Annotated in this window: 14 protein-coding genes; 6 read left to right on the top strand and 8 right to left on the bottom strand. The window is 58.0% G+C overall.

What is annotated here, in order from left to right; genetic code table 11:
- Positions 1-195 precede the first annotated feature (195 nt).
- The 3 genes from mutH (at position 196) to ACWPW2_RS18695 (ending at position 2,482) form a co-directional block, all read left to right on the top strand.
- Entirely contained in the window at positions 196-888 is a 693-nt protein-coding gene (gene mutH / locus ACWPW2_RS18705) for a DNA mismatch repair endonuclease MutH (protein ID WP_023481128.1), read from the top strand.
- Positions 889-1,089: 201 nt separating this feature from the next.
- Entirely contained in the window at positions 1,090-1,308 is a 219-nt protein-coding gene (locus ACWPW2_RS18700) for a YgdI/YgdR family lipoprotein (RefSeq protein ID WP_454124652.1), read from the top strand.
- Between the two features lie 133 nt (positions 1,309-1,441).
- The gene (locus ACWPW2_RS18695) at positions 1,442-2,482 is read left to right on the top strand and encodes an NADP(H)-dependent aldo-keto reductase (protein ID WP_023481132.1); all 1,041 of its coding nucleotides are present in this window, start codon (positions 1,442-1,444) and stop codon (positions 2,480-2,482) included.
- Between the two features lie 3 nt (positions 2,483-2,485).
- Here the strand turns inward: ACWPW2_RS18695 and lplT are convergent, their stop codons facing one another.
- Together lplT and aas are read right to left on the bottom strand one after the other, a co-directional pair.
- The gene (gene lplT / locus ACWPW2_RS18690; protein WP_279794289.1) at positions 2,486-3,697 is read right to left on the bottom strand and encodes a lysophospholipid transporter LplT; all 1,212 of its coding nucleotides are present in this window, start codon (positions 3,695-3,697) and stop codon (positions 2,486-2,488) included.
- Entirely contained in the window at positions 3,672-5,831 is a 2,160-nt protein-coding gene (gene aas / locus ACWPW2_RS18685) for a bifunctional acyl-ACP--phospholipid O-acyltransferase/long-chain-fatty-acid--ACP ligase (RefSeq protein WP_054803759.1), read from the bottom strand. The genes lplT and aas overlap by 26 nt, the downstream gene beginning before the upstream one ends.
- A 599-nt stretch (positions 5,832-6,430) precedes the next feature.
- Between aas and galR the strand changes: the two genes are divergently transcribed.
- Positions 6,431-7,438 carry an HTH-type transcriptional regulator GalR gene (gene galR / locus ACWPW2_RS18680; RefSeq protein ID WP_094421936.1) on the top strand — a complete coding sequence of 336 codons (1,008 nt, stop codon included), beginning with the start codon at positions 6,431-6,433 and terminating at the stop codon, positions 7,436-7,438.
- Positions 7,439-7,949: 511 nt separating this feature from the next.
- Here galR and ACWPW2_RS18675 read toward each other — a convergent pair.
- From ACWPW2_RS18675 to lysA, 5 genes are all read right to left on the bottom strand, one after another.
- Positions 7,950-8,399: a GNAT family N-acetyltransferase gene (locus ACWPW2_RS18675; protein WP_454124649.1), complete on the bottom strand. Its 450-nt coding sequence runs from the start codon at positions 8,397-8,399 to the stop codon at positions 7,950-7,952.
- Positions 8,396-9,169: a GntR family transcriptional regulator gene (locus ACWPW2_RS18670; protein ID WP_023481037.1), complete on the bottom strand. Its 774-nt coding sequence runs from the start codon at positions 9,167-9,169 to the stop codon at positions 8,396-8,398. Before ACWPW2_RS18670 ends, ACWPW2_RS18675 begins: the two co-directional genes overlap by 4 nt.
- A 29-nt stretch (positions 9,170-9,198) precedes the next feature.
- Positions 9,199-10,626 (bottom strand): glycoside hydrolase family 1 protein, encoded by a 1,428-nt coding sequence (locus tag ACWPW2_RS18665; RefSeq protein ID WP_454124646.1) that lies wholly within the window; start codon positions 10,624-10,626, stop codon positions 9,199-9,201.
- Positions 10,627-10,633: 7 nt separating this feature from the next.
- The gene (locus ACWPW2_RS18660) at positions 10,634-11,971 is read right to left on the bottom strand and encodes a PTS sugar transporter subunit IIC (protein WP_076769149.1); all 1,338 of its coding nucleotides are present in this window, start codon (positions 11,969-11,971) and stop codon (positions 10,634-10,636) included.
- A 242-nt stretch (positions 11,972-12,213) separates the two neighbouring features.
- Positions 12,214-13,476, bottom strand: a complete 1,263-nt coding sequence (lysA, locus tag ACWPW2_RS18655; protein WP_454124644.1) for a diaminopimelate decarboxylase — start codon at positions 13,474-13,476, stop codon at positions 12,214-12,216.
- Positions 13,477-13,597: 121 nt separating this feature from the next.
- On the opposite strand from lysA, the gene ACWPW2_RS18650 reads away from it, so the two are divergent.
- The gene (locus tag ACWPW2_RS18650; RefSeq protein ID WP_454124642.1) at positions 13,598-14,524 is read left to right on the top strand and encodes a LysR family transcriptional regulator; all 927 of its coding nucleotides are present in this window, start codon (positions 13,598-13,600) and stop codon (positions 14,522-14,524) included.
- Here the strand turns inward: ACWPW2_RS18650 and ACWPW2_RS18645 are convergent.
- The gene (locus tag ACWPW2_RS18645) at positions 14,521-15,213 is read right to left on the bottom strand and encodes an aspartate/glutamate racemase (protein ID WP_023480863.1); all 693 of its coding nucleotides are present in this window, start codon (positions 15,211-15,213) and stop codon (positions 14,521-14,523) included. The two genes, ACWPW2_RS18650 and ACWPW2_RS18645, sit on opposite strands and share 4 nt — an antisense overlap.
- Before the next feature lie 147 nt (positions 15,214-15,360).
- Between ACWPW2_RS18645 and ACWPW2_RS18640 the strand changes: the two genes are divergently transcribed.
- On the top strand, positions 15,361-15,687 hold the full coding sequence (locus tag ACWPW2_RS18640) for a cupin domain-containing protein (protein WP_023480914.1): 327 nt from the start codon (positions 15,361-15,363) through the stop codon (positions 15,685-15,687).
- The last annotated feature ends 296 nt before the right edge of the window (positions 15,688-15,983 follow it).

The raw sequence follows: 15,983 nt of genomic DNA, 5'->3' as shown, positions 1-15,983 counted from the left end.
TGGATAACAGGGTGTAAGATCCTGTTCATTGTCAGTGACCAGATTTGGAAAACCTCGCGGCCTGTTGCGCAACACGCAAAGCGCTCTGCTAAATTAGCTTATAAATCATTGCATTGCTCTTTTTTCCCTGAACACGATAAACTTCTGCCGTGCGGTGGAAAACTGCTGTCTATTTTTTAACCAAAAGGTTTTAGCATGTGTGTAATCGCCCCTCTCACCTCTCCACCCGAAACCGAAGCGCAGCTGCTGGCGCAGGCGCAGCGGCTGGCAGGCTATACGTTAGGCGAGCTGGCTGAACTGGCCGGCATGCCGACGCCGCGCGATCTGAAGCGCGATAAAGGGTGGATCGGCGTGCTGCTGGAGCGCTGGCTGGGGGCGAGCGCGGGCAGTAAGCCGGAGCAGGATTTCGCGGCGCTGGGCGTCGAGCTAAAGACCATCCCGATAGATCCGCTGGGCGGTCCGCTGGAAACCACCTTTGTCTGCGTAGCGCCGCTGACCGGCAACACGGGTGTGGTGTGGGAAACCAGCCATGTCCGCCATAAGCTCAAACGCGTCTTATGGGTACCTGTCGAGGGATCGCGCACCATTCCGCTTGCTGAACGTCGGGTGGGATCGCCGCTGCTCTGGAGCCCGGACGCCGATGAGGAGCAGCAGTTGCGCCAGGACTGGGAAGAGTTAATGGATCTGATCGTGCTCGGCCAGGTCACGCGCATTACCGCCCGTCATGGCGAAGTACTCCAGCTGCGCCCGAAAGCGGCCAACAGTAAAGCGTTAACCGAAGCCATCGGCGAGCACGGTGAGCCGATTCTCACCCTGCCGCGCGGTTTTTATCTGAAAAAGAACTTTACCCGCGCGCTGCTTGCGCGCCATTTCGCGTTATCGACTTAGTCAGTTTTTAGCGGCTAAAACACCGCGCTTCGCTGCTCATTAGAGCGCGGCCAGGACCCAACGCAACGCGCCCGTTTTATAACGGCTTGACTGGAGGTTTGCGCCCTCTCAGCAATAATTTTCGGATAATCCCGCTTTTTCATCGCATAAGGGCACGTTATTACTACACTTCTGTGAGGAAAAGCCGAGAGGATACGAACGATGAAGAAGTGGGCAGTGATTATTTCCGCGGTCGGGCTGGTATGCGCGGTCAGCGGTTGCAGCAGCGATTATGTGATGTCGACCAAAGACGGCAGAATGATTCTGACGGACGGTAAGCCGCAGATTGATGATGACACCGGTCTGGTGAGCTATCACGATCAGCAGGGCAACAAAATGCAGATTAACCGCGATGACGTATCCCAGATTATTGAGCGCTAAAAATTCCCTATAAAGGTCAGTAACCTGCTGGCCTTTAATCCATTTTTTCCTTTCCCTTTTGCTTCCCCTCTGCCATGGTTATATTCCTTTGTCAGCGCAGCTGACGTGGCATGTTTGTTTAAGGAAGCCGGCTATGCACTATCACCGTATCCCCCACAGTTCGCTTGAAATAAGCACCCTCGGGCTGGGCACAATGACGTTTGGTGAACAAAACAGCGAAGCCGACGCCCATGCACAGCTTGATTACGCGGTCAGCCAGGGCATTAACCTGATTGATGTCGCAGAGATGTACCCCGTCCCTCCGCGCCCGGAAACCCAGGGCCTGACGGAGACCTACGTCGGCAACTGGCTGGCGAAGCGCAACAACCGCGAAAAACTGGTTATCGCCTCGAAAGTGAGCGGCCCGAGCCGCAACAGCGATAGCGGCATCCGCCCCAACCAGGCACTCGATCGCAAAAATATCCGCGCCGCGCTTGATGAAAGCCTCAAGCGCCTGCAAACCGATTATCTCGATCTCTACCAGGTTCACTGGCCGCAGCGCCAGACCAACTGCTTTGGCAAGCTGGGCTACAGCTGGGTTGAAAGCGCGCCGGTCATCACCTTGCTGGAAACGCTGGAAGCCCTAACCGAGTGCCAGCGCGCCGGTAAAATTCGCTATATTGGCGTCTCCAACGAAACAGCGTTTGGCGTGATGCGCTACCTGCAACTGGCGGAGAAGCACGAACTGCCGCGCATTGTGACGATCCAGAACCCCTACAGCTTGCTGAACCGCAGCTTTGAAGTAGGTCTGGCGGAAGTGAGCCAGTATGAGGGCGTTGAACTGCTGGCCTACTCCTGCCTGGCGTTTGGTACGCTGACCGGCAAATACCTGAACGGAGCGAAACCGGCAGGCGCGCGCAACACGCTGTTCAGCCGTTTTACCCGTTACAGCAGCGAGCAGTCACAAAAAGCGGTAGCGGCCTATGTCGATATTGCGAAACGGCACAATCTCGATCCGGCGCAGATGGCGCTGGCCTTCGTGCGCCGTCAGCCCTTCGTCGCCAGCACCCTGCTGGGCGCGACGACGATGGAGCAGTTGAAAACCAACGTTGAGAGCCTGCATCTGGATTTGAGCGATGAGGTGATCGCGGAGATCGAGGCGGTGCATCAGGTCTACACCTACCCCGCTCCGTAAATGTTACCGGCGGCGCTGCCAGATCCACAGCGCCGCAATCGCCAGTGCAAACAGCACCCCAAACCCGATACCGGTTCCCACCACCGGCACGCCCACTTTGATGGCCAGTGAGTAGAGCCCCAGCATCAGCAGCATGGCGGTGTTTTCACCGAGGTTCTGCACGGCAATGGCGTTGCCCGCACCGACGGACTCCTTGCCAATCGCCTGCAACAGCGCGTTGAGCGGCACCACGAAGAAACCGCCAAGCACGCCAATCAGCATCAGCACGCCATAAGCAGGCAGCAGAGCGTGTTGTAGCGAGAAGATCACCACGGCGATACCAATCAGCACCCCGGCAGGCATACAGCGGGAGACCTTCTCAAGTGTTACCAGCTTCGCCGCCAGCCCGGCCCCCACCACAATGCCGACAGCAACCATCGCGTTGAGGTAGGTCGGCGTGGCGTTATCCGTCAGGCCGAGCGCTACCGGCACCCACAGCACCAGCAGGAAACGCAGCGTCACGCCCGCACCCCAGAAGAGGCTGGTACCCACCAGCGAGAAGCGGGTCTCCCCGTTCTGCCACAGGCTTTTGCAGGCGCTGAAGAAGCTGGCGGTCATCGGCCCAAAGCGCCACGAGCGACCGGGACGCGCCGCAGGCAGTTTCGGGATCAGCAGATTGGCAACCACCGCCCCGGCGTAGACCAGCGCACAGACGCCGACCGCCGCCAGCACATGCCAGTCGGCCAGCACACCACCCGCCACCGAGCCGATCAGGATCGCGGCAATGGTCGACGACTCCATCAGGCCATTCGCCTTCACCAGCTTATCGCCGGTGGTGATCTCACCGAGAATGCCATACTTCGCCGGAGAGTAGGCCGCTGCGCCAATGCCCACCAGCAGGTAACCGACAAACGGGTTAACCCCCACGCAGATACTCGCCGCGCCCAGCAGTTTCAGGGCGTTGGCAACCATCATCACGCGCCCTTTGGCAAAGCTGTCGGCTATCTGGCCGACAAACGGTGCGAAAAGAATGTAAGCGCCCACAAACACCATTTGCAGAACGGGCTGGCTCCAGTCGGGGTAAAACTCCGCTTTCAGCAGCGCCAGCGTGGCAAAGAGCAGTGCGTTGTCGCCAAATGCCGAGAGAAACTGGGCGGCAATCACCGCCATCATTCCTCGCGACAAAAGCGGAGAGTTAGCGCTCACTGACTCATGCGTGTTCGGTTTCTGCCTCATCCACCACTCCTTTCAGGGTCACGAAATCGGGCTTGCCGCTGCCCAGCACCGGCAGCTGTTTCAGGAAACGGATATCACGCGGGACAGCCAGCTCCGGTACGCCCTGCGCACGCGCCTGCTGTTGCAGCTTGTCGCGCGTCAGTTCGCTATCGGTGGTGAACATCACCAGCGCCTCGCCTTTGCTGGCGTCGCTTTTCACCACGGTGGCGTGCATTTTCTCCGGCGAAACGGCCTGCGCCAGCTGCTCCACCATCTCCAGTGAGATCATCTCGCCGGCAATCTTGGCGAAGCGTTTCGCGCGGCCCTGGATCTGCACAAAGCCCTGCTCGTCGAAGCGCACGATATCGCCGGTGTCATACCAGCCCGGCTCCATCTCGCCATTGATGTTTTCCGCCATTGGCGCTTCCAGCACGCCGGGGTTTTCCACCCGCAGATAGCCGGTCATGATGTTTGGCCCTTTCAGTTGCAGGCGGCCGCCCTCTTCAATGCCCGGCACCGCCATTAAGCGCGCGTCCATGCCAGGCAGGATGCGCCCGACGGTGCCCGGTTTCGCCGCCATCGGTACGTTAATGGAGACCACCGGCGCGCATTCGGTCACGCCGTAGCCTTCAAGGATGCGCAGGCCAAACTTGTCCTGCCAGATCTGACGGGTGCTCTCCTGCAATTTCTCCGCCCCGGCGACCACGTAGCGCAGGCGGTAAAAATCATACGGATTGGCGAAGCGGGCGTAGTGACCAAGGAAGGTCGATGTGCCAAACAGCACCGTGCAGTTACGGTCATAGACCAGCTCCGGCACAATACGGTAATGCAGCGGGCTCGGGTAGAGGAAGACCTGCGCGCCGGTAAACAGCGGCGTCAGCAGGCCAACCGTCAGGCCGAAGGAGTGGAAAAGCGGCAACGCCGACATAAAGCGGTCATTGGCGGTGAAATCGGCAATGGTGCGGATCTGCTCGACGTTCGCCAGCAGGCTCTTATGGCTGTGCACCACCCCTTTCGGGTTGCCCTCGGAGCCGGAGGTAAAGAGGACCAGCGCCGGATCTTCCGGTTTCTGCTCCACCTGCGCGCGGTGCGGCATCAGCAGATGGCGGAAAATCCACAGCTTATCTTCAAAGGTGACATCCCCTTTCAGATCTTCGAGATAGACCCAGCGCACCTGGGTGAGTTGCTCCGGCAGATGCCACAGCTTGCCCTTATCCATAAAGGTGCGTGAGGTGAAGATGGTTTTGATTTGCGCCGCGGTAATCGCGCTGCTCATCCCTTTCACCCCAGCGGTGTAGTTCATCATCGCCGGAATGCGCCCGCGCGCAATGGCACCAAAGATCACCGCCGCGCTGATGCCGGCGTTCGGCAGCATCAGGCCGATTTTCTCGCCCTGCGCGCTGTATTTATCGAGGATGCGTGCCACAAAGAGGGTTTTGGTCAGCAGCTTGCGGTAGCTGTCCGGCGTAAAGTTGATATCTTCCACGCAGGGCTTGCTGGCACCGTAACGGTACTGGGCGCTGAGCAACGCTTCGAACAGCGTTTCGCGCGGGCGCACCGCCATGCGGGCTTCCATCATAATCTGGTGCAGCATTTCGCCGGCAATCTTGCGGCGGTCACGCGCGCGCGGCGCATCCGGCATCGGCAGCTGCGTCGGCGGCAGAATATGCAGGGTAATGCGCGGGAAGAGGCGCTGTTTAACCAGCCCTTTCAGGCGGCTGAAGAAGGTCAGCTCCGCGCCGTCAATGCGCAGCGGGATCACCGTCGCGCCGGATTTCGCGGCGACAAAACCGGCCCCTTCATAAATCTTCATCAACGAACCGGAAACGGAGATGCGCCCTTCCGGGAAGATCACCACCGGGCGGCCTTCGCCAATCAAGCGAACCAGATGTTTAACTGACATGGGCTTGGTCGGGTCCAGCGGGACAAAATCGATGATTTTGCTGACCCAGCGCATATACCACTGCTCGCTAATCGAAGTGTAGACCGCAAAGACCGGACGCCCGGGAAGGAACAGCGCCAGTAAAATGCCATCAATAAATGAGACATGATTGGGGGTGATTAATACCCGGTCGCCATTTAAAGGCGCGGTATCACCGGTCAGCTGTACACGGAACAAGACGCGAAACAGGCCGCGGAAAAAGCCCAGTAGCATTTCAACTCCTTTTGCCAGTCATTGAGGCATGTGATTCAGAGTCTGGCAGATTACATGAGAAGTGCGGAGGGATAAAACGCAGGCAAAAAAAAACCTGCGCGTCCGCGCAGGTTGGTGCAATCAATAAGTACGAAAAGCGTACTGAATAAATCACCAATCAATACCTCTGGGACGTCGATTGTCACCTGCGCCAGGGTGCGCTACCAGCGGGAAAAAGCAAGAGAATGAGCCGAAGTGAAACGAGGTGTGTCGATTAGCGATTACTGTTACACGGCAGGATAAAAAAAACCTGCGCATCTGCGCAGGTCGGTGTAAGTCGAGTGTGCAACGTAGCGTTGCGCTCACCTATCAATACCTCTGGGATGAACAGATTCGCACGGTCGGGCCGCCGACAACCAGCGGTCAATCGAAACAGGCTTTCGCAAAGTGTAAGTAAAGGTTCTCAGTGTATGAATTTGCAACGCCGCGCATGTAACGTTTTCACGATGCGCGCCGCGCTGGCTCACGTTTGCAAAGACTGGTATACGCGCCGCCTTGAACAGACGCCCCTTTTCCGTAACACTAACTGCAGTGTAAACGCTTACCCAGGAAGGTAGAGAATGGCGACGATTAAAGACGTTGCACGGCTGGCCGGGGTCTCGGTTGCGACGGTGTCGCGCGTGATCAACAGTTCACCGAAAGCCAGTGAAAACTCGCGCCAGGCGGTACAGAGCGCGATGGATTCGCTTAATTACCACCCGAACGCCAACGCCCGCGCGCTGGCGCAGCAATCGACCGAGTCGGTGGGGCTGGTGGTGAGCGATGTATCGGATCCCTTTTTCGGCGCGATGGTGAAAGCCGTTGAGCAGGTCGCCTCCGCCACCGGCAACTTTCTGCTGATTGGCAACGGCTATCACGTAGAAGAGAAAGAGCGTAAAGCGATTGAGCAACTGATTCGCCACCGCTGCGCTGCGCTGGTGGTGCACGCGAAGGTGGTGCCGGACGAAGAGCTGGCATCGCTGATGAAGCAGATCCCCGGTATGGTGCTGATTAACCGCATTCTGCCCGGCTTCGAGCAGCGCTGTGTGGCGCTCGACGACCGCTACGGCGCCTGGCTGGCGACGCGCCATCTGATCCAGCAGGGCCATACGCGCATTGGCTATCTCTGCTCCAACCATGAGATCTCCGACGCCGACGACCGCTTACAGGGCTATTACGATGCGCTGAAAGAGAATGGTCTGCCGTGCAACGACAGGCTGGTAACCTTTGCCGAGCCGGACGAGAGCGGCGGCGAGCAGGCGATGACCGAGCTGCTCGGGCGTGGACGCAACTTTACCGCCGTGGCCTGTTACAACGACTCGATGGCCGCAGGTGCCATGGGCGTGCTGAATGATAACGGGATTGATGTGCCGCGCGAGATTTCGCTGATTGGCTTTGATGATGTGCTGGTGTCGCGCTATGTGCGCCCACGGCTGACCACCGTGCGTTATCCGATTGTGACGATGGCGACCCAGGCCGCCGAGCTGGCGCTGGCGCTGGCGGAAAACCGCCCTCTGCCGGAGATCACCCATCTCTTTAACCCGACGCTGGTACGCCGTCATTCAGTGATTGCGCCGCCGGAGAGTTGATCGCAGCGGAGCTGCTGAAACCGCCGGAACCTCGTAGGCCGGATAAGCGTAGCGCCATCCGGCATTATCACCGCGGCACCATTGCCGGATGGCGGCTGCGCCTTATCCGGCCTACCAAAACGCGCTTTCAGCGAAACCGGTGCGGTTTTATATCTGCAATATGACAGCGAGGGGTTGTGTCCCCGCCGAAATCGGCGAACCGAAGCGTGAATGACAAGGTCTGGACGCCATGGATGGCGGACAGAGGCGAACCGAGACAGGATGTCGAGTCGAGCCGGCCGCAGTCAGGCACGCGGGAGGTGAGCGCAGTGCGCAGCACCGATTTCCTCGCGGGGCCGCGGGGATTGACAAGGGGAGCGCGGCCGCTTCCCTTGTCCCGTTCACCGCATAAGAGGTTAATGAAACCCCACCACGTATGGTGAACGGAACCCTTCCACCGAAGCCACATGCCGAAATAATGCCGGATGGCGCTAACGCTTATCCGGCCTACGCCGTTTCAGCGACTAAAAACTCAAAGCGCAATGCGATACAGGTGCACGCTGGTATTGGGATAATCGAGGCCATCCCCGATATACGCCCAGCCGAAACGCTCATAATAGTCGCGGAAAGCGGCGTAGAGATGCAGCTGGTCAAAGCCCATCCCTTTCGCCTGATCCATAACATGGCGCTGTAACTGCCCGGCCAGCCCCTTGCCGCGCGCACTCTCTTTTACGTAGAGCGCAGCAAGCCATGGGTAAAGATCCTGGCGGCTGATCAAATCGCAGCGCCACAGCCCGACGGTGCCCAGCAGTTCCTCGCCCTCGACCAGCACATAAGTCAGCGGCAGCTGCCCCGGCGTCTGGCTGTGCTCAATGATGCTGGCGAAAAACTCCCGCGACAGCGAGTCGCCAAACTCCTGCCACAGCCAGTCGGTCACCTGCTCCGCATGCTGCGGTGCCTCATAAAGCGGCAGAATAGTCACATCAACTTCCCCTGAAAAATAGGTACCGACTCAAACAGATAGCCGTCAAAGTCCGGTGCGTCTTCGTCCGACAGCTCCAGCAGGCTCTTTTTAACGTTTTCGAGATGCTGCCACATCGCCTGCCAGGCCCCCATCACATCACGGCGGCGCAGCGCGGCCAGCAGGGTTTGCCGATCGCCAAGCCACTTCAGGCGGTAGGCGCGGCTGGCGATATGCACGTTGAACTGCTGCCACAGCGGGCTGCTGTCCATGTGGTGCCAGATGCTCTCGACCGTTGCCAGCAGCATCTGGTTTTGCGACGCCCCCGCCAGCACCAGGTGGAACATCTTGCTATTGTCCTGCGAAGTGTCGTTGAGGGCGATGGCGCGCTGCTCCTGCTCGAGGATGCGCCGAAGATTATCGATATCCGCCCGCGTCGCCATTTTGGCGGCAAAGGCGGCGATATTGCTCTCCAGCAGCTGGCGCGCCTGGAGGATCTCAAACGGGCCGACATCGCTGCTTAAAAAGCGCTCCTCTTCGTTTTCATGAGCCTGAGGAATGCGCATTACATAGACGCCGGAGCCCTGGCGGATATCCACCGTGCCCTGCAACTCCAGCATCAGTAAGGCTTCGCGCACGATGGTACGGCTGACGCCATACTTCTCGGCAATATTGCGCTCCGGCGGCAAGCGCGAGCCAACGGGATAGTGACCCTCGATGATCTGCTCACGCAGATCGTCGCCAATCTCCTGGTACTGTTTTTTCTCCGGCGGGACGACGGCCTTCTCCACGATATCACCTGCACTTATCAGTCGTTGCGCTATCTTACTTCATCATCAAGGGTCAGGGTCAACTGACGCTCATCCCTGAGCTTGCGAAACCAGCCAAGAGACTTTTTCGGCCTGCGGTCGCGGTTGTGTTGCAGGTCAATCTCCACCAGCCCATAGCGGTTTTTGAAGGCATTCATCGGTGACACGTTATCGGTAAACGCCCACAGCATATAGCCCTGGCAGTTTGACCCCGCCTCCTTCGCGCGCAGCGCCTGGTAGAGATGCGCGGCGATAAAGTCGATGCGGTAATCATCCTCAATGGTGCCCTGCGCGTTGCGAAACCGTCCTTCATTCTCAATGCCCATGCCGCTTTCCGCCACGAACCACGGAATATTGCCGTAGTCGTTTTTAAGGCGCATCGCCATATCAAAAACGATCTCCGGCAGGATCTCCCAGCCGCGCGAGGTGTTCATCTTGCGCCCCGGCAGCTCAAACGGCTCGTAATAGTAGGCCGGATGGAAAGGGGTTTCCGGGTGCCAGGCGCGGGACGGGGCTTTGACGCGGTGCGGATAGTAGAGGTTAATCCCCAGCTCATCGACGGTGTTATCGCGAATAATCGCCAGTTCCTCGTCGCTGTACTCCCACTTCACCCCATGTTTCTCCAGCAGCGCCAGCAGCTCCGCCGGGTAGTGCCCTTTGACCATTGGATCGAGAAATACCCGGTTGTAGAAGAGATCGTAACGCTCCGCCGCCAGCCGATCGTGCGGCGCGCGCGAACGCGGGTAGGTCACTTCCGGGTTAAGAATGCAGCCGACGCTGCCCTTGTACCCCTTCTCGCGAAACAGCTTCACCACTTTCGCGGTGGCGAGGTTTTTATGGTGGTTCCACTGCATCCAGGTCGAGGTGTTCTGCTCATAAGGCCAGCGCAGCGCATCAAGGTAGACGCGGGTCTGCACCACAATCGGCTCATTAAAGGTGAACCAGCGCGTCACCTTCTGGTGATAGCGCGCAAACACCTTTTCGACATACAGCAGGTAGAGTTCGACCACTTTTTTCGACGCCCAGCCGCCGTAGGTTTCCAGCAGATAACCGGGCAGTTCATAGTGTTCAAGGCAGATCATCGGCTCGATGCCGTGGCGCGCCATCTCAGCAAACAGCTCGTCGTAGTAAGCGGCGTAGCGCTCATCCACCACGCCATTTTCATAATCGGTGAGAAAACGCGACCAGTTGATGGAGGTGCGGTAGTGGGTTAAGCCCGCCTGCTTCATCAGCTGCACATCTTCGCGAAAGCGCTGGTAGAAGTTGGTCGCCACCGCCGGGCCGTAGCCCTGGTGCCAGACGTGACGATCGTTTTTGTACCAGAGATCGGGCCACGAATCCTGGCCCTCGCGTTTGTCTTTCCACCCCTCCGTTTGCCAGGCCGACGCGGCGGCACCGAGGATAAAGTCAGGCGGGATGGTGACGGTTTTCGTGCTCATAGCGTCCTCATACTTTTGGCGTTGAAGAGGTGGCTTCCGCTTGCAGCTGCGCCTGCTCAGCGCGGCGTGAAGCGATCTTCACAAACGGCAGATAGATGATGATGGCGGTCAGGATGCAGATAAGCTGCGTGATCACCGCCCCCATCGATCCGGCGGTGGAGAGCCAGGCGTTGATCAGCGGCGGCGTGGTCCACGGCACCATCACCACTGCCTTACCGGCAAAACCGCTGGCGGTAGCGAAGTAGCCAATCGAGCCGGTTACCAGCGGCGTAATGATAAAGGGGATGGCGAGGATCGGGTTGAGCATGATCGGCATACCGAAAATCACCGGCTCGTTAATGTTGAAGATCCCAGGGCCTATCGACAGCTTGGCAATCTCCTTCATCTCTTTGCGTTTAGTGGCGATCATCACCGCCACCAGCAGGCCGATGGTCAGCCCCGATCCGCCGATGCTCATATAGACATCCCAGAACGGCATGGTGATGATGTTCGGCACCTCTTTGCCCTGCTCAAAGGCGCTCATATTGACGGTGATCGCTCCCAGCAGCAGCGGTTCGCGGATCGGTTTGATCATCTGGTTACCGTGAATACCAATCACCCAGAAGAGTTGCGCGACAAACATCAGCAGCAAGATCCCCGGCAGGCTCTGCACCACCCGCTCCAGCGGCTGCTGCACCACCTGGTAAACCGCGTCATAGAGATACATGCCGGTCAACTGGTGGAAAATAAAGCCGAAGGTGGCGATCGCGGTAGTGGTAATGATCGCCGGGATCAGCGCGGAGAATGAGGCGGAGACGTTGGGCGGCACGGTGTCCGGCATCTTGATCTTCAGCCCTTCGCGCGTCTCCAGCCAGCAGTAGATCTCCACCGACAAAATAGCGATAAACATGCCGAGGAACAGGCTGCGGGTATCGGAGAACTGGCGCAGCAGCACATCTTTCACCACGTGCATCTGGCCATCGACCAGCATTTCAACAGTGGTTGGCGTCACACAGATAAAGCAGATCACCGCCAAAAGGCCTGGAAACAGCGTGCGGATACCGTTGATACGTCCCAGCTCGATACCGATTAAGAACACCGCGCCGATATTGAGGAAGTTAAGGGTGGCATAGTTGATGGCGCTGGTAATCGGCTTTAGCGCCGCCAGAAACGAGAGCGACTGGAAGCTGGCGAGCCCGTTTTTCGGGTCCAGCACCATGTTGGAGATCAGCACAGAGAAGGCGCCGACAATGATCACCGGCATCAGGGTAATAAACGAGGCCTTGATGGCCATGATGTAGCGATAGCTGTTGAATTTCGTCGCGAAACTCCCCAGCGAATCGATGAGCTTTTCTTGTAGGGCCATGAGTTAACACCTCAGTAAAGGAGCTTTTTTATCGATGCAGGGATACCGCTGTCGTCCCATTTGGCATACCAAAAATAGTCACGCCCGGCGAAAAGTTCTGTGATGCGCCTCGCACCTCCCTATCTGGTATTCCAAAAATGCGGCACAGCGCGCATTTGGCATACCACCTTACGGATTACAGGGATTTACGGGCAAAAGGAGGGAGTGATCCCGCTATGTGTCAGCGGGATCGTGGTTCAGGTTCAGAACTGCTCTAGGCCGATCAGCTCTTCAATGGTCTGACGACGGCGGATCAGGCGCGCCACGCCGTTATCAAACAGCACTTCCGGCAGCAGCGGGCGGCTGTTGTAGTTTGAGGACATCGACGCGCCATATGCGCCGGTATCATGGAGGACTAAATAGTCCCCCGCTTTCACTTCCGGCAGCGGGCGCGTTTCCACTTTGCCGCCCTCTTGCTGGGTAAAAACATCGCCCGATTCGCACAGCGGACCGGCAACCACGGTGTCGATACGCACCGCGTTGCGCAGATCGCGCCCGTCAGCGGCCAGCGCCGTAATGTGGTGATAGCTGCCGTACATCGCCGGGCGCATCAGATCGTTAAACCCGGCGTCGATCAGCACAAAGTGGCGGCTGCCCATGCTTTTTACGCTGCGCACCTGAGAGATCAGCACGCCCGACTCCGCCACCAGGAAGCGCCCCGGTTCGATCTCCAGCTTCACCGCATGGCCGAGATGCTGCGCGATTTTCTCCCGCGCGGCGTTCCACAGGCCGTAGTAGTGCGCGGTATCAACCGGCTCTTCGCCTTCGTGATAGGGAATCGACAAGCCACCACCGGCGGAGATAGCCGGCAGATCCTGACCAAAGTCGATCACCTGCTGCACCATCGCGCCGCACACCTGCTCAAGGTGACCATAATCAACGCCGGAGCCGATGTGCATGTGGATGCCCGCCAGTTGCAGGCCGTAACGCTGCATCACCTCCAGCGCCGCACCCATGTCGCTATACCAGATACCATGTTTGCTGTTCTCGCCGCCGGTGTTGGTTTTCTGGCTGTGGCCGTGACCAAAACCGGGGTTAACGCGCAGCCAGACGCGGTGGCCTGGCGAAACGGCACCGAGCTGCTCCAGCATATCTACTGAACCGGCGTTCACCGCGATGCCCAGTTCGCTGACGCGGGCGATAGTCGCCTCATCCAGCACATCGGCGGTAAAGACGATATCGTCCGGGTGCGTTTTCGGATCGTAACCCGCCGCCAGCGCACGCTCGATTTCGCCCAGCGATACCGAATCCACCTTCACGCCCTGCTCGCGCATCAGGCGCAGAATATGGATGTTAGAGCAGGCCTTCTGGGCAAAACGGATGACGTCAAAGTCACTCAATTTGGCGATCTGCTCGCGAATGATTTGCGCATCGTAAACCCATACCGGGCAGCCAAATTCCGCCGGCAGTTGCAGCAGGTTGGCGGCGTTGAGGTCGGTTTCTGTCTGGTGTAGCGAGCGTGGCATAACAACTCCGTCAGCAATCTTTTTTATGATTACGCCACAGGTCAGAGCGAATAAAAAATATCGTTTTATCGCGAGGCTATGCAAAAATGATATGGATAACGTTCTGCAACCGGATCATCTAATGCCCGCTGTTAACCTGCGCCATATCGAAATTTTTCATGCCGTAATGACCACCGGCAACCTGACCGAGGCCGCAGCCATGCTGCACACCTCGCAGCCGACCGTCAGCCGGGAGCTGGCGCGCTTTGAAAAGGTGCTCGGTCTGACGCTGTTTGAGCGCTCGCGCGGGCGGCTGCACGCCACGGTGCAGGGGCTGCGGCTGTTTGAAGAGGTGCAGCGATCCTGGTACGGGCTGGACAGGATCGTCAGCGCGGCGGAGAGCCTGCGCGAGTTTCGCCAGGGCGAGCTGTCGATTGCCTGCCTGCCGGTCTTTTCGCAATCCTTCTTACCGCTGCTGTTGCAGCCCTTCCTCGCCCGCTACCCGGAGGTCAGCCTCAATATTGTGCCGCAGGAGTCGCCGCTACTGGAGGAGTGGCTCTCGGCGCAGCGCCACGATTTGGGCCTGACCGAAACGCTCACGACGCCCGCGGGCACCGAGCGCACGCCGCTGCTGACCTGTAATGAAGTGTGCGTGATGCCAGAGGATCATCCGCTGGCGCAGAAAAGGGTGCTGACACCGGCGGATTTTCAGGGGGAGAATTACATCAGTTTGTCGCGTACGGACAGCTATCGTCAGCTGCTTGATGCCCTGTTCAATGAGCATCAGGTGAAGCGCCGCATGGTGCTGGAAACCCACAGCGCGGCGTCGGTTTGCGCGATGGTGCGCGCCGGGGTCGGCATTTCCGTGGTGAACCCGCTGACCGCCCTCGACTATGCCGCCAGCGGCGTGGCGGTGCGGCGTTTCAGCATCGACGTGCCCTTTACCATCAGTCTGGTGCGCCCGCTGCACCGCCCGGCTTCGGCGCTGGTCGATACCTTTGCCGAACATCTACAGGCGGCCATGCCGCGTATTACCGCACCGCTGGCCGCCATGCTCGGCGAGGATTAAGAGAGCATAAAATCGACCGCGGCGGCGGCATGCAGCGCAGCCGTGTCGAACACCTTAATCGGGCTGTGGGTTTCAGGCAGCAGCAGGCCGATTTCGGTACAGCCGAAAATCACCCCTTCCGCCCCTTCGCTCGCCAGCTGTTTGATCACATTCATAAAGTAGTAGCGCGATTCATCGCTGAAGGTGCCAAGGCAGAGCTCATCAAAGATGATCTCATTGATGCGCTGGCGATCTTCTGGGCCGGGCACCGTGGTTCTGATGGCGAACTGCTTCTCCAGCCGACCGCGATAGAAATCCTGCTCCATGGTGTAGCGCGTGCCCAGCAGCGCAACATTGCGCAGCCCGGCATTCTCAATGGCGTGGCCGGTGGCATCAGCAATGTGCAGGAAAGGGATCTGGCAGCGCTCTTCAATTTGCCCCGCTACTTTGTGCATGGTGTTGGTACAGAGCACAATCGCCTGCGCCCCCGCCTGCTCAAGACCCGCCGCCGCCTGGCCGAGGATATCTCCGGCTTTATGCCACTGCGCGGTGGCCTGGCAGGTCTCAATCTCGTGAAAATCGAGGCTATGCAGCAGCAAGCTTGCGGAGTGCAAGCCACCCAGACGTGCTTTAACGCCCTCGTTAATCAGCCGATAGTAGGGAATGGTCGATTCCCAGCTCATGCCGCCCAGCAGTCCAATTGTTTTCATCGCCTTTCTCCGTCTCGTTCTCGCGCAATCATGCAAAGTTGTGATCGACTTTCAACTTCTCCGGCCCGGCGTTTATTTTTCCGCCACCGTGAGATAAATTATTTAAAACATTGTTTCACTATCTCTTACCGACTACAGGACAGCCCGATGTTTATCTTTCATAAAGACACGCAACTTGACGACCTGGGCAACGGCGTTACGCGCCGTATTCTCGCCCATGGCGGCAAAATGATGGCGGTTGAAGTTATGTTCGAACAGGGCGCTGTCGGCCCGATGCATAACCACCCTCATGAGCAGCTCACCTATGTTTTATCCGGGGAGTTCGAATTTACCATCGGTGATGAGAAACATATCGTCACCGCAGGCGATACACTTTACAAGCAACCGCACATTATGCACGGCTGCGTCTGTCTGAAGCCGGGCACCCTGCTCGATACTTTCACGCCGATTCGCGAAGATTTTCTGCAATCCTGAGTTTTTGAGCCGTGAAAAGCGCCTCCCGCCGTGGAGGCGTTTTTATTTCTGCGCCATAAATAATCTTTCGCCAGATAATGGTTTAAATATTGAATGATTTCACCGCGCGATATTTTTCTATGCCCCTTCGCTTGTCGAAATACCCGCTTTTTATTTACTGAAAAGCCCGCGCTTTTTACCTGAAAATGACTGCCAAATCACTTTATTGAAACATCGTTTCGACTTCGATCACATTTCAGCAATTTAACGAATGACGGCACATTTAAACACAATAAAATATTTTAAAACGATGTTTT

It is taken from the genome of Kosakonia sp. Marseille-Q7440, from assembly GCF_965119485.1.
This window is presented reverse-complemented; position numbering and strand designations above follow the sequence as displayed.